We start from the raw sequence: 13,560 nt of genomic DNA, 5'->3' as shown, positions 1-13,560 counted from the left end.
CGTCGCAGGGGTCCGCCCCGTCCTCCGCGGAGGCCCGTGGACAGAGTGAGTGCCAAAGTGTCGAACTAACCACCCTTTTCACTTTCTCTCTAACGCGTGTAGAGAAAAATGAAAACAGGGGGTTAGTTCGACACTTTGGCACTCGGTTTGGCACCTCTCGCTACCGTGAGCGACATGCGAGCCCATCTGGTCACTCACCGCTACCCGCGACCCGGGTGGAGGCGGAGGGGGCTCCGATCGACGAAGGCCCCTCCGCCCCGGACGCCCGGCGATTCGTTACGGCCCCGCTACCTAAGAGCGCTCCTGCGCCAGCACGTCATCCAACGCATCCTGAGCCAAGTCGACGTGATCCGGCGTCTCGAACGACGCCGTGAGCCGCTTGCGGACGTCGCGCGCGCCCCGGTACGTCTCTCCGACCGATACACGGAGACCGACGTCTAGGAGCATCTTCCGGCGCCCGCGAATGTCCGCCTGCCCTTTCGCCTGACGCCAGGCGTCGCCGTACGTCACACCGGTCCGGACCTCCTCCGTACGAGCCGGGACTACCGGTTGCAGCTTGAGCCGCTCCAGCTTGTCGGAACGCCCTTGGATCTGACGGCCGACGGCGTCGGCAGCAGCGCCGCGGAGGTTGGCGAGCTGGCCGGCGAGCGTCTCGATATCGCCCTCAAGCTCTGCGATCTCGTCTCGGTGGTCGACGCCGGGGACGGTGACGATCTCCACCAGTTCAAAGCGGCTCAGGGCGTCGAGGAACGCCTCCTCGACGAAGTCGTCAACCGGGTCCGCGGTGACGTACGCGGGCTTGTGGCACGCCCGCCCATGCGCTCGCGCTGCGCAGCGGTACTGCCGCTTGGCGCTCCGCCGCTCTCCGGCGCTGATCCATCCTTGGTACAGCTTGCCGCCGCACGAGCCGCAGAAGAGGACGCCGAGGAGCGGGTGTGCGTCGCTCTTGGGGCGACGGCCGGGGTTGTCCCGGGAGTCCATCTCTTCCTGAAGGCGCCTCCACGTCTCGTCGTCGACAAGGGCGGGTCCCAGCCTCACCGGCTCTCCGGTTTCGTCCCGCACGGGCTCAGTGCCCTTCATGAGCCTTCCCCGCAGCGACGGATGACGCAGAAAGGTACTCACCATTCCTGGATTCCACCGGAGCGCCGGGTTCTCCTCTCCTGGGGGAGTCATCATCGCCCGGCGATGGTTGGCAGGCGTCTTTCCGGGGTGCTTCTCGTTCAGCCACGCAGTGACGGCGTGGTATGACGCACCGTCAATGACCAGCGTGACCATGTCGCCGATGATCTCGGCGGTCTCGTCGTGGCGCCCCAGCCACCATCCCTCCTTCTCCTCGGGGTGGGGTACGGGAACCCTCCCGAAGGGAATGCGTCCCCCACCCCACCGGCCAACAGACCGGAGGTACTCGGCCGCTCCCTGAGTTCGCTCCTCAATGGCCTGTACTTCCATTTGCGCTGCGAACGCCAGAATCATGAGAATCAGCTCTGACATGGGCGACGTCATGTCGAGTTCGAGCCGTCCTCCGCCCGGTCCCTCCGCGAAGATCAGTCGCTTTTTGTGGTCCCTGGCCCAGCCCGCGAGCCACGCCATATCCCGCATACTGCGAACGGCCCTGTCGAGCCGCCACCATGCGATAGCGTCGAATTCGTCAGCTCGATCGAACCACGGGCCCAGTCCTGGGCGGTCTTCCGGAGATACCTTCGCCGCACTGACGTCCGGGTCGTCAGCCCATGCGATGACCTTTCCTCCGATGGATGCTGTTACGTCAGTGACGGCCCTCCCCTGTCGCTCAAACGATGTCGAGTTGTCCCTGACGCGGGACAGTCGTCGAGCGCCCAACACGCGTGTCTGCATGGGCTGGAGTATACCTACGCAGGTATCCGTCGTAGGGATTGTCGTACTGGATCCATTCCTTGCCGCGCAGGGCGTGCGCGACGGGGGACTTGATCCGCCCGGCGAACTCCATCACCTCGGCGTGCGCCCCGGCGGTGCCGCTGCCGCAGAACAGGGTGACCTTCCCGGCCTCGTCGATCATCCGGACCAGCCGGTCGAGGTCCGCGTCGCCGGGGCGGACGGTGGGCCGCGAGGTGACCAGGGCGGTGTCGGTGGTCTTCTCCGGGGCGGGCTCGGCGGCGATGTCACCGGGCAGGGAGACGACGCTGACGCCGCCCCGGCCGACGGCGTGCTGGATGGCGGTCCGCAGCAGCCGGGGCATCTGCCGGGCGTTGGAGATCAGCTCGCTGTAGTGGCTGCACTCGCGGAAGAGCTGGTCGGGGTGCGTCTCCTGGAAGTACCCGAGGCCGATCTCGCTGGACGGGATCTGCGAGGCGAGGGCTAGCACCGGGGCCATGGAGCGGTGCGCGTCGTACAGCCCGTTGATGAGGTGCAGGTTGCCGGGGCCGCAGGAGCCGGCGCAGGCCGCGAGCCTCCCGGTGATCTGCGCCTCCGCCCCGGCGGCGAAGGCGGCGGTCTCCTCGTGCCGCACGTGCACCCAGTCGATGCCGGAGTGCCGGCGCACGGCGTCCACCACCGGGTTGAGGCTGTCCCCGACCACGCCGTAGAGCCGTTCGACCCCGGCGCGGGCGAGGATGTCGACGAACTGTTCCGCGACGTTCTGTTTGGCCATGCGTCTAGCTATGGCACACCCGGCGGCCTCACGCCTCCCAAAGAGCGGCGGCGGTCCGGTCGTCCGCGTAGCCCTTGACCCGGACCCCGGCATCGGCGAGGAACCCGGCCAGGCCCGGCGGCCCGGGGGCGGACCACCTGCGGGCGAGGAGTGCGCCCAGCTCCGGTTCGTCCAGCAGCGGCTCGGCGAGGCCCCGGGTGCAGAGCAGCAGCACATCACCCGGTCGGGCCAGGCAGTCCCGGAAGCGGAAGGGCGCGCGGGGCGGTCCGGCGGGGGCCGGGCCGTCCGGGGCCGGGGGCGCGGGGAGGCCCGGTTCCCCGGCGGGCCGGTCCCTCCCGCCGGGTCGCGGGGACGCCGGGCCCGGGGCACCGCCGCTGCCGCCGGGGCGGGGCTCCAGGTCGTGCCAGGCACCGTCGCGGAGCCGGAGCAGCCCGCCGGGGCCGACCCCGAAGAAGACCCGGGTGCGGCAGCCGGGGTCGGCGGGGAGCAGCAGGCAGCGCAGCCCGGCGGTGTACTCCTCGGGCGAGAGCCCCTGTTCGGCGGCTCGGGCGCGGAGCCGGCCGAGGCCGCGGTCGGTCAGCCGGTGCAGCCCGGCCCGGAGGTCGCCGCGGTGGCCGGCGCGCAGGTCCGCCGAGAGCCGCGGGTGGCTGCGGCCGACGGCCTCGGCGATCAGCAGGCACGCCTCGGCCGCCGCGCGGTGCGCCCCGGCGGCGGCGCGGGCGCCGGTCGCCATCGCGACCAGCAGCAGCGCGTCGTCCCCGGTGCCGAAGCGGGCGGTGAGCAGGGCGTCGCGGCGCGGGTCGCCCCGGTACCGGGCGGAGTCCCCGCGCACCGAGACGGCGCGCAGCGTGCACGTCCCGTACCGGGCGCCGTCGAGCACGGTGTCGGACACGAGCCCGCCGAGGTCCTCCGGATCGGCGGGGGGCAGGGCGGTGGGCTCGGCCTCGTACGTGGGCGGCCGGGACCCGACGTACGCGGGCACGCTCCCCTCCCCACCGGCCCGCTCCCCCGGTGGCGTACGCGGGAACGGGGACGGTGCCGGGGGAACGTCTCCCGGGTCACCGAAGCCGACGGGAGGGGCCGGGGGCCCGTCGCCGGGGGCGGTGCGCGGGGCCGCCGCCCGGGGGACGGCACCCTGCCGGGAGGAGTCCGGGTCCTCGGGGAGGCGTTCGGGGGACGTGGTGTCCCCGTCGGGGTTCTCCTCCAGGGGCGCGGAGGGCTCACCGGGGGTGTACGGGACGGACGGGGCGGTCCCTGCGTGGGGGGACTCCCGTAGGGGCGGGGGCGCCGCTTCCCCTGCGGCGTCGGTGGTCGGGGCCGGACCTTCGGGGACGTCCTTCCGGGACGGCGCCGGTGCACCGGGGGCATCCCGTACGGGCAGCGGGGGGACCGCGCCGACGTCGTTACCGACACCGTCGCCATCGCCGGCACCGTCGCCGTCGCCGGGCGGGGGCGACTCCTCGGGGGCGGTCCGGGAAGCCCCGGAGACCTCTGGCCGGGGACCCTTCCGGGCCCGGGGATCGGTCCCCGTAGGGGCGGGGGGCGCGGAGCGCGGGTCGGCGCGCCCGCCGGCGAAGGTCACCGGGGCTCCCGGGGCGCCCGATGGCGGCTCCCAGGGGGCGCGCGGCCGTATCGCGGTGGTCTCCGCGGCACCGGCCGCCCCGGTCCCGGCCTGGTCGCCCCGGCCCGGGTCACCCTGATCCTGGTCGCCCCGGCCCGGGTCCCGGCCGCCGTCCGGCCGCCCCGGGTCCGGCCCGCCGGGTTCCGTGTCCGTGCGCGGGCCCACGCCCGAGAAGGTGACCGGGACGGCGGGCAGACCCGACGGCGGCTCCCAGGGCGCGCGGAGCGCGGAGCGGGGCTGCGGAGCGGGGCCCCGGGAAGCCGTCCCGCCCGGCGGTTCGCTCTGCGGCGCGGGGCCCCGGGGAGCCGCTCCGCCCGGCGGTTCGTCGAGCGCGGGCGTGGCACCACTGGACGCGGGGATTACGGGCGCGGAAGTGCCGGGCCCGGCTCCGGTCTCCTGCCCGGAGCCGGGTCCGTCGGCCGGGGCCCTCGGATCGCGAGCGGGAGACACCTCCGCGGGGAACCAGGGCTCACGGCCCGGCACCCCGTCCTCGCCCACCGGAACACTGTCGCCCGGGGCCGTCACGTCGGGGGCCGGGGACACCGCCGCACGGAACCACGGCTCCGCACCCGGCGCCCGCCCCTCGCCCTCGCCCGCACCCGCCGGGGGTCCGTCGCCCAGGGGCACCACTCCCGGGGACGGCGACACCTCCGTACCGAACCAGGGCTCACCGCCCGGCACCCCGTCCCCGCCCACCGGGACTCCGTCGTCCGGAGCCACCGCGTCCGAGGCGGACGGGGACACCGCCGCACGGAACCACGGCTCCGCACCGGGCGCACCGTCGTCCTTGCCCGGCGGGGGCGTCCCGCGCCGGGTCGTCGTATCGGGCGCCGCCGGGTCGGCGCCGTCCGTCGTCGGCGCCGCGCGAGGGGTGTTGCCCTCGGCCCCCGGAGTTTCGGCTGATGTCCCGGCGCCCGGTGGTTCCGACCGGGGCCCGGCCCCCTCCGACCGCGCTTCCGGGGCCCGCTCCCCCTCCGGGCGGGACGTGGGGCCGTCCTCCGGTGCCGTCGGGTCGGGGGCGGCCGGGAGCGTCCCGGGCGGGAACGACCAGCCGCCGACCGTCTCCTCCTCGTCCCACGGCCACAGCGGGCCCGACGGAGACGCAGCCGCTCCGGAGGCCGTGGGCGCGACGGCGGGCTCCTCCCCCGCGCCGCCGCCCGGGGACGCCTCCCCGCCCGGGGCCGACGGCCGCACACCGTCACCGTCCGGGCGTGGCCGGGGCGGCTCCTCCGGCTCCCACCACGCACGCGCCGACGGCGGCGCACCGCCACTCGCGCCCGATGCGTCGCCGCCGGGGTCCCGCGCCTCCGCTCCGGGGTCCGGCGCCCTCTCGTCCGGCCCCTCGTGCCGCCGGTCCGCCGCGGCCGCCGGCCCCGCCGCACCCTTCGTCCCCGGATCCGCCCCCTCACCGGACCCCGGCACCGGCGACTGCGCGCCGCGCACCCACAGACCCGCGCCCCTCCGCGCCGCACCCGCACCGCCCGGCCGCGTATCCGGCCCCGCGTCCCGGGCCGCGTCCGCGCCGGGACGCCCCTCCTCCGCGCCGGACCGCCCGTCGTCCGCGTCCCCGCCCTCGGCGGTCCCCGTCGCCCCGGCGTCCGGTACCGTCCTCGTGCCCCGGACCGTGTCCACGGCCGACGTGAAGCGGTCGTCCAGGGAGTCGGGGGCCCGGGAAGGACCCGTGTCGTCGGCGGAGTCGTCGTACAACCGCGCCCACCAGTCGCCGCCGGAACCGGTGGACCTTCCCCCCTGCTGGCTCATGGCCCCGATTGTCACCCCGGGCGCCATAGGAAAACGGGGCATTCGGAAAATCGCACGGACGGCACGGCGCAGGACCGTCGGGCGGCGGCTCCGGGGCGTGGCGGACATGAGCGTGCGCCGGTGCCGCGGTCCGTACGGGTGCGTGCCAACTCCTCAGTCATTACAGTGGGGTTCGAGCCGGGCACGGGGGCGGGACGGATGACCATGCGGGCGCAGCCGGGCGGCCAGGAGCAGCCCTTCATCAGCAACACCGTGGTGGACAGCACCATCGAGTACCTCGTCCAGGTCGGCGTGCTCCACGGCGACCTGAACCTCAGCGTCCGGGTCGCGGCGCCGCCCGGTGTGTCCCCGCTCGCCGAGGCCGAGCGCGGGCTGACGGCGAGTCTGCTCTACCAGTGGCGGGCCGAGGCCGACGCCTGGCACATGAACGATCCGTGGCCGATGCCCGTGCAGTGGCGGACCTGGAGTGAGCCGACGCCCGCGTCGGCGGCCCCGCCGCCGGGGCCCGTCTGGGCCGACACCGGCGGCGGACGGACCATGGCCGACGCCCTGCTGCATCTGGAGAACCGCCGTCTGGTGGTGCTCGGTTCGGCCGGTTCCGGCAAGACCGTGTTCACCGTCCTGCTCGCCCTGGAACTCCTGGCCCGGCGGCTCGGGGAGAGCCCGGAACCGGCGCCCGACCGGCCCGGGTCGCCCATTCCGCTGATGCTGTCCCTGGAGTCCTGGGACACCAGGCGGGCCTCCCTCGACGAGTGGCTGGAGGAGCGGCTGCGACGGGACCACCCGGGTCTGCCCTTCGTGGACGGCGAGCACCCCGCCCGGCTGCTGGTGCGGCAGCGCCGCGTGCTGCCCGTGCTGGACGGGCTGGACGAACTCCCTTACCACCGGCGGGCGGAGGTCTGCGCGGCGCTGGCGAGCGGTCTGGGCGGCATCGCCCGGGCGAGCGGCGGTCCGCTGCTCCGGGGCAGCGGCGCCGTCCTGGTCTCGCGGACCGAGGAGTACCGGCTGCTGCTGGCGGAGGGACACGGCCTGCCCGGCGCCACGACGGTCGAGTCCCGGCCGCTGCCCCCGCTGGAGGCCGCCGACTACCTGGCCGAGGTGGCGGAGAACTCCGGCCGGTCCGACGACTGGCGTCCGCTGGTGCTCGCCCTGCGCCGCGAGCCGGACCGCTTCCCGGCCGCGCGGGCCCTGACCAGCCCGCTGATGGTGTGGCTGACCCGCGAGGCCTACGCGCGTCGGCCCGCCGACCCGGCGGAGCTGGTGGCGCCGGGCGGGTTCCGCAGCCCGGAGGAGGTCGAGACCCACCTCCTCGACCGGATCGTGCACGCCTCGTTCCCGGCGCTGCCGTCGCACCCGGACCGGCGCTACCGGCCGAGGACGTGGAACCCCGACCGGGCACGCGGTTGGCTGTCGTACCTGGCGCGGCTGATGACCCGGCGCGGGGAGGGCGAACTGGCGTGGTGGCGGCTGTCGTCGACGCCCCTGGTCCGGGCGCTCGCCCTGCCGGCGCTCCTCGGCGTCGGCGTCCTGGTCTCCTTCGCCGTCTCCGCCGCGACGCCGGGCCTGGCCCCCGGCCCCTTCCTGAGCGAGCTGAGCGTGACCGCCCCGCTGCTCGGCGGCGTCACCTACTCGCTGGTGGGCCGCACCATGACGCAGCACTGGTACGGGCACCCGCTGGGCGAGCCCCGGCGCACGGCCGATCCCTTCCGGTTCCTCGCGGCCCTCCGCTCCGTCGAACGGCACTCCAAGGTGGGGCCGGCGCTGCGTCTCGTGGTCCTGCTCGCCGGTCCCGCGCTCGTCGTGGGGCTCCTCGCGATGTACTTCCTCGGCGGGCACGACCATGTCCTGCTGCTGTTCTCGGTGGGCGTGGTCCTCCCGGCCGTGACGATGATCGTCCTGGCCGCGCCCGCCGACGTCGTGGACGCCGCCACCCCCGACGGGCTGCTGCGGGACGAACGGCGCGCGCTGGTCGCCACCGTCACCGTGGTGGCACCGCTGATCGGCCTCGGCACGGCCCTGTTCTGGCGGACCGGGCCGGGGACCTCCGACGGGATCGGGCCCGGAATCACCACCTGGATCGGGGCCTCGGTGACCCTGTTCCTGCTGAGCCCGTGGAGCCGCTGGCTGCTGGCCCGGACGTCGCTCGCCCTCGTGGGGCGGGTGCCCTGGTCGCTGATGCGCTTCCTGGAGGACGCGCGCGCCGCGGGCCTGTTGCAGCGGGCGGGCGGCAGCTACCGCTTCCGTCACCGCCGGTTGCAGGAGCACCTGGCCGGGGGTGCGCGGCCGGACGGCACACCGCCGCCCGTCTCCGGGACCGGGCCGTCCCCGCCCCGGCCACCGGCTCAGCGGCCCCTTCTCCATCCGTCCGCGCGTCCCCCCGTGCGCTCCGGCGGCGGGCCCGGAGGCGTCCCGCTGTTCGGGCCCCCGGCCTTCTCCGTGGAGGACTCGCCGAGCGTCTTCCGGATCCAGGGCCGCTCCCGGCGCCTGCCGATGTTCCACTGGACGCTGATCGGCACGTTCACCGCGGTCATGGCCATCCGGGTGTCCGTCACCGGCCGGCTGCAGGAGGGCGGGACATGGGCCGCGCTGCTGCTCTGGCCCGCCCTGGGCGTCCTGGTCACCCTCGTCGGCCTGCTGCTGCCCGCCCGGCGCATGGAGCTGGAACTCACCGCGGAGGGCGTCCGGTCCTCGGTCGGACGACGGCGGAGCCGGCACGCGTGGTGCCATGTGGAGGACATCGCCGTACGGCGTGTCGTGGCCCACGGCCAGGACGCCCACTTCTACGGACTGCAGGTCCGTCCGACACCGGACGCGCCGAGGGTCGGTCTGCGCTTCCGGCTCGACGGCGGTTGGGCCATGGTCTTCCCACTGGGCCTGACCACCGACATCGACCCTCCGCTGGCCGCGGCCCTCACGCGCTTCGCGGGGCCGCGCTGGCGGCAGGGCGCCCGGACGGGTGCCGACTGACCGCCCGCCGCCGTGGCCGGGTTCCTCCCGGACCGTGCCCGCCGCTGCTCAACCGCCCAGGTGGATGGAGCCGTTGATCTCCCCCGTCTGGATCACGTTCTGCTGCCGGCCGCCGGAGACCGAGTTGTGCACCTCGCCGGATTCGGCCCGGCGCTCGCACGCGTCGGCGGCCCGCCGCCACTCCCGCAGGGCCCGGGCGAACTCCGGGTCCTGCTCCGCGCGCAGCGTCAGCACCTCGACCAGCCGACGGCCCCGCTCGATGCTGCCCGGCTCACGCTCCAGCTCCGTCACCTCGGGCTCGCTGCCGGCCGCTCCCTCCCCGTGCGGGCCGGCGGGCGGCGACCCGTCGTCCGGCGTCCGCCGTCGGACCAGTTCGCGCAGGGACGTCCAGATCTGCTCACCCGCCGCGCCGAACGCACCCCCCGCCAACGCCATCAGCAGTTCCGGTGCGATGGGCACCACGGCAGCCTCCCAAGTCCGGTGCGGGTCCGCCGGAACAAGCGTAGGGGCAACACCCGCCGGACGTCCGCCCCCACGGGAACCATCGCTCGAACAGGGGGCGGAGCGCCACCGGTTCGGCGGTCCCCGGCGGCGGCGCCACGCCCGCGAGGCCGTCGGGCACCGCTTCGACCGGCTCCGGCGTTCCGTGTCGCCGCCGGCCGCTCCGACGGACTCGCCGCGCCACCCGGCAGGACTCCGCCTCGCCGCGCTCGTCCTCCGCCCGGCGAACCCCGCCGGGGTCATGTGTCAGGCTCCGCCCCGCTCGATGTCCCCGAGGAAGGCCGTGAGCGCGGTGCCCAGGATGTCGGGCCGCTCCAGGTGCAGGTCGTGGCCGGTGCCGGGAACGCTCATGGCCAGGGTGACGGGCCCCCGGCGGAGCATCTCGTCGGTCTCCGGCGCGGGGATGAAACCGGACTGGGCCAGGACGACCAGGGTGGGGCACGCGATCCGTGCCCATTCGGTCCCGAAGGAGCGCCGGGCGTTCTCCGCCAGCGAGCGGACCATGACGTCCCGGTCGAAGCGGGGCCACCACCCGTCCTCGCGTTCCTCGAGACCGGCCGCCCAGCCCGCGCCCACCGGTCCGCCGCCGAGGAAGGCGGCCGCCGCTCCGGGCGAGGGGAACGGTGTCGGCCAGGAGTCGAGCCATCGGCCGACGTCCGCGGGGCCGTTCGGGTTCGTGCCGCCGGGGCCCGCCTCGACGAGCACGAGCGCGCGGACGAGCCCGGGATGCGCGGCGGCGGTGAGCAGGGCCGTGTGCCCGCCCAGCGACTGGCCGACCAGGACGGGCCGTCGCAGCGACAGTCGCTCGGACACGGCGACGACGTCGGCGACATGGGCGGCCCGGGAGACGTCCCGGGGGTGGCGTTCGCTGGCGCCGTGCCCCCGCTGGTCGACGGCGACGACCCGGTACCGGGAGTCCAGGCTCCGTGCCAGCGCGTCCCACTCCCCCGCGTGACCGGCCAGGCCGTGCAGCAGCACGAGGGGCTGCCCCGGCCCGCCCCGGTCCCGGCAGACCAGCCGGACACCGTCGCGCACCACCACGCGTTCGGACCACGCCACATCGGCCCCCCGGAAGGATCGGCTGGACCCGATCATGCCGCAACCGTCCCGGCGTCCGGCGAACCGGCCGGGTCCGGAACGGCCCCGGCCGGAGCCGGAGGACCGGCGGGCCGGCCCCCGCCGCGATGTCCGCGCCGGGGGCCGGCCCGCCGGTCCCGGCCACGAGTGCCCCCGGCGGTGCGAGGGGGCCGAGCGGCCCACCCGTCCGCCCGGAACCACCGCACCGTGGCGGCCCGTTGCGCCGACCGGGCCCACGCCTGCCACGCACCCTCACCACGGCGCCCGGTCACGGCCGGGGTCCCGCCCGTGACCGGGCGGGACGGGAGCCGGCGCCTCTCGTTTGGATCACGCCGGGCTCGCGGGGTCCGGCCTGAGCCGAACGGAAGAGCCTAGGCGGCGAGGGTGAGGTTGAGCGCCAGCGCGACGACGAGGTTCGCCGCGGTGGGCGGGTCGACATGGGTGTCCCCGCGGATCGTGAACAGCCGGGAGGCCGCCTCGCAGACGAGGGACGCTATCGCTCCCACGACACCGCCGATCAGCACCAGGAGCCAGACCGGGGTGTCCGCCCAGCGCGCCGAGATCAGCATGACGGCCAGGGCGCCCTGGAGTGTCATGTGGTGCGTCACCGGCATCGGATGCCCGAGGACGAGGAAGAGCAGGGCCGTCGCGGAGATCGCGAAGCCGACGAACATGACCTGGCCCGCCGCCTCGGGGAACATCCTGGCGAGTTCCAGCGTGATCAGCGCGGAGAAGCCGCCGAGGAAGAACCCGAGCACGGTGATGTGGAGGGGCTTCTGCTGCCAGGGCAGCCAGGTGTGCTCCGCCGTGGGCTCGAACTTCCTCCAGCCGGTCAGCCCCTGGCTGTGCGCGCCGATGATGCCCGTCCTGCCGAAGGCCAACCGGACCACGATGCTGGAGGCGATGATGCTGAGCGCGATGGCGTCGACCCGGGTGTCGAGCCACGGTGTGGCGAGGATCGCCTGCTGCAGCACGTAACCGAACACGCCGAACACCGAACCGACGAGGAGCACGTCGGGGCGGCTCAGGCTCACCAGGGGTGTCCCGACGTCCCGTCCGCCTCCCGGGAGGACGCCGATCCGTGCGGCGTAGGCCGCCGCCGCGACACCGCCGGCGAACAGGGTCTGCGGTCCGAAGACCGGTCCCCAGGCGACGACGTCGAGGAAGGTGCCGTCCCCGGTCGCCACCGCGACGGCGATGCCGACGAACAGCCCGAGTCCGAGGAAGACGAACGAGATGAGTCCGCCGATCACGGCTCCCAGGAAGCCTCCGGCCGCGGCCGCCATGATGCCGATGAGCGTGATCTCCACGTCAGTTCTCCTTCTGCTCGACGTCGACCCAGCCGAACGTCCTCGTGACGGCCTTCTTCCAGTCGCCGTACAGGCGCTCGGTGTCGGCCTCGGGCATCTCCGGGCGCCAGCGTCTGCCCTCGGCCCAGTTGTTGACGATGTCCGCCTCGCCGTCCCAGTAGCCGACGGCGATCCCCGCGGCGTAGGCGGCTCCGAGCGCCGTGCTCTCGGCGAGCACGGGCCGGACCACGTCGACGCCGAGCATGTCCGCCTGGAACTGCATGAGCGTCTCGTTGGCGGTCATCCCGCCGTCCACCTTGAGTTCGGCGAGATCGACGCCGGAGTCGGCGTGCATGATGTCGATCAGCTCGCGCGTCTGGTACGCGACCGCTTCGAGGGCGGCCCGGGCGATGTGGCTCCGGTTGACGAAGCGGGTCAGTCCGACGATCGCGCCGCGGGCGTCGGGCCGCCAGTACGGTGCGTAGAGGCCCGAGAAGGCCGGGACGAAGTAGGCCCCGCCATTGTCGGGCACCTTGCGCGCCAGCCACTCGACGTCCTCGGCGTCGGAGAACATCACCAGGTTGTCGCGCAGCCACTGGATCAGTGAGCCGGTGACCGCCGCCGATCCCTCCAGCGCGTACATCGCGGGGGCGTTGCCGATCTTGTACCCGATGGTCGAGAGCAGCCCGTGCTGGGACGCGTGGCGCTGGACACCGGTGTTCATCAGCAGGAAGTTGCCGGTCCCGTAGGTGCTCTTCGCCGAGCCGGGGGTGAAGCACGCCTGTCCGAAGAGGGCGGCCTGCTGGTCGCCCAGGATGCCGGTGAGCGGGACTCCGGGGAGGACGCCGCCCTCCCGTCCATGGCCGTAGAGCTCGGACGACGAGCGGATCTCCGGCAGCATCGCGACGGGCACCCGCATGATCTCGGCGAAGTCGGGCATCCACTCCATGGTGTCGACGTCCATCAGCCAGTTCTGCGTCGCGCAGGTGACGTCCGTGACGTGCACCCCGCCCTTCGTTCCCCCGGTGAGGTTCCAGGCCAGCCAGGTGTCCATCGTGCCGAGCATCAGATCGCCCCGCTCCGCCGCCTCACGCGCGCCGGAGACGTTGTCGAGGATCCATGTCGCACGGTGGATGGACATCGGCGCGCCCTCGGGAAGACCGAGCCGCAGCTTGAAGCCGGTGGCGACCTCCTCGTCCAGCACGATCGGGTACTGCTCGACGCGGCTGTCCTGCCAGACGATCGCGTTGTAGACGGGGACGCCGGTGTGCCGGTCCCAGATGAGGACGGTCGCCCGCTGGGTGGCGATGCCCGCGGCCGCGATGTCCGACGCCTTGATCCCGGCACGGATCGAGGCGGTGGCGATGACCTCCTGGGTGTTCTTCCACACCTGAACGGGATTGTGCTCGACCCAGCCGGGCTTCGGCAGGATCTGGTCGTGCGGAAGCTGGGCCAGCGACACGACCTGGCCCGCGTGGTCGAAGATGACCGCCCGGGTGCTGGTCGTACCGTGGTCGATCGCGATGACGTACTTGCTCACGTAAGGGACTCCTGTTAGGAGGGGGAAGCTCCGGTTCCTCTTCCTGGCGAGCACTGGGCCCGTGGGAAGGATTGGTGTGTGTGGGGGGCCGGTTTGTGGCCGGGTGGTGCGGTGGTGGTGTTTGTGCTGGTGGTGGGGTGGTGCCGCGCGGTGGGGTGGTGTTGGGGGTGCTGTGTTG

General features: G+C 74.3%; 8 protein-coding genes. 1 reads left to right on the top strand and 7 read right to left on the bottom strand.

What is annotated here, in order from left to right:
* Positions 1-291: 291 nt before the first annotated feature.
* From ACZ7LB_RS07810 to ACZ7LB_RS07800, 3 genes are read right to left on the bottom strand one after another with little or no spacing between them, the layout of a single operon-like run.
* Positions 292-1,854 (bottom strand): recombinase family protein, encoded by a 1,563-nt coding sequence (locus tag ACZ7LB_RS07810; protein WP_471466086.1) that lies wholly within the window; start codon positions 1,852-1,854, stop codon positions 292-294.
* Positions 1,790-2,626, bottom strand: coding sequence for a thiamine pyrophosphate-binding protein (locus tag ACZ7LB_RS07805; protein ID WP_471466084.1), 837 nt, complete (start codon positions 2,624-2,626; stop codon positions 1,790-1,792). Before ACZ7LB_RS07805 ends, ACZ7LB_RS07810 begins: the two co-directional genes overlap by 65 nt.
* Before the next feature lie 28 nt (positions 2,627-2,654).
* The gene (locus tag ACZ7LB_RS07800; RefSeq protein ID WP_471466082.1) at positions 2,655-3,608 is read right to left on the bottom strand and encodes a protein phosphatase 2C domain-containing protein; all 954 of its coding nucleotides are present in this window, start codon (positions 3,606-3,608) and stop codon (positions 2,655-2,657) included.
* A 2,604-nt stretch (positions 3,609-6,212) separates the two neighbouring features.
* On the opposite strand from ACZ7LB_RS07800, the gene ACZ7LB_RS07795 reads away from it, so the two are divergent.
* Positions 6,213-8,975: an NACHT domain-containing protein gene (locus ACZ7LB_RS07795; protein WP_471466080.1), complete on the top strand. Its 2,763-nt coding sequence runs from the start codon at positions 6,213-6,215 to the stop codon at positions 8,973-8,975.
* 48 nt (positions 8,976-9,023) lie between these two features.
* On the opposite strand, the gene ACZ7LB_RS07790 is transcribed toward ACZ7LB_RS07795, so the two are convergent.
* From ACZ7LB_RS07790 to glpK, 4 genes are all read right to left on the bottom strand, one after another.
* The gene (locus ACZ7LB_RS07790) at positions 9,024-9,434 is read right to left on the bottom strand and encodes a hypothetical protein (RefSeq protein WP_471466078.1); all 411 of its coding nucleotides are present in this window, start codon (positions 9,432-9,434) and stop codon (positions 9,024-9,026) included.
* Between the two features lie 288 nt (positions 9,435-9,722).
* Positions 9,723-10,571, bottom strand: a complete 849-nt coding sequence (locus ACZ7LB_RS07785) for an alpha/beta fold hydrolase (RefSeq protein ID WP_471466076.1) — start codon at positions 10,569-10,571, stop codon at positions 9,723-9,725.
* A 353-nt stretch (positions 10,572-10,924) separates the two neighbouring features.
* A complete protein-coding gene (locus ACZ7LB_RS07780) occupies positions 10,925-11,863 on the bottom strand; it encodes a DUF7973 family transport facilitator (RefSeq protein WP_471466075.1) in 939 nt (312 codons plus the stop codon).
* Position 11,864: 1 nt separating this feature from the next.
* A complete protein-coding gene (gene glpK / locus ACZ7LB_RS07775) occupies positions 11,865-13,436 on the bottom strand; it encodes a glycerol kinase GlpK (protein ID WP_471466074.1) in 1,572 nt (523 codons plus the stop codon).
* Between the last annotated feature and the right edge of the window lie 124 nt (positions 13,437-13,560).

The sequence above is a fragment of the Streptomyces sp. NPDC107521 genome, assembly GCF_055598485.1.
The sequence above is the reverse complement of the archived record's forward strand: the minus strand, read 5'-3'. Positions and strand labels throughout refer to the sequence as shown.